Annotated in this window: 1 protein-coding gene; it reads left to right on the plus strand. The window is 64.0% G+C overall.

Annotation, left to right across the window (positions count from 1 at the left end):
* Positions 1-89: 89 nt before the first annotated feature.
* Positions 90-902: an alpha/beta fold hydrolase gene (locus J0A65_RS24010; protein ID WP_206596786.1), complete on the plus strand. Its 813-nt coding sequence runs from the start codon at positions 90-92 to the stop codon at positions 900-902.
* Positions 903-1030 lie beyond the last annotated feature (128 nt).

Consider the following 1030-nt stretch of genomic DNA (forward strand, 5'->3'; position numbering starts at 1 on the left):
GAAGACATCGTCGCAGTGCGGCCGTTCGCCCTGGCGCGCAGTCTTCACGACAGTGATAGAAAGGGCTCTCACACTGCCCGGTACTCGAAATGGAATTCACGGAATACGGAACACCTGCTGGCAAACCCGTCGTTTACTTCCATGGGGTGCCCGGCTCACCGTACGAGAGTGCGATCCTCGAGGCACCGGCGCGCGAACTGGGACTGCGTGTTCTCTGCTTCGATCGCTTCGCTATCGACCGCTCGACAACCGGCACCGACTACTACCGGCAGATCGCCCAGTCGATCGACGAGACCGTGCAAGGCGCCCCGGTCGACTTCATCGCGTTCTCCCTCGGGGCTCATGTCGCACTGGAGGTCAGCGCACTCATGCCCGGACAGGTTGCTCGGCTGCATCTCGTTGCGGCGGCGGCTCCTCTTGATGCCGGGGATTTCGTCGATGAGATGGCCGGCAAGGCCGTCTTCTCGCTGGCCAGGCACAGCCCGATCTTGTTCCGCTGGCTGGCCAGGTGGCAGGCGCTGCTGGCCAGGCGAGCACCGCACATGCTGTTTCGAATGCTGTTCGCCAGTGCCCGAGGCCAGGACGAAGCGCTGGTGCAATCGCCCGACTTCAGCGTTTTCATCCAGCGCGTGCTGCGGCGAGGCTTCGCCTGGGGCGTCACCGGCTACACACGGGATGTTCGGCAGTACCTGCAACCCTGGTCAGCCAATCTCTTCGCCCGCCAGGGAACTGTGTTCCTGTGGCACGGCACTGAGGACAACTGGGCGCCCATCGGCATGGCGGAATACCTGGCCGAGCGCTTTCCGAAAGGGGCACAGGTCGAGCGCCTGGATGGGCTGTCCCACTATTCCTGCCTGTACGCCGCGGCACCGAGAATCTGTGCACAACTCGCCCACGAGTGACACCGCTGCGAACGAGCAGCCCGTCTTGTGGCCGTCAGATGAACAATGCCGGTCATACGACCGGCATTGTCTGCTCGCAGGCGGGTGGCCAGGACCGCCAAGCTCCTGGCCAGCGCGCCTGGATCACG

The organism is Bowmanella yangjiangensis (genome assembly GCF_017255015.1).
In the GTDB taxonomy this organism is placed as follows: Bacteria; Pseudomonadota; Gammaproteobacteria; order Enterobacterales; family Alteromonadaceae; genus Bowmanella; species Bowmanella yangjiangensis.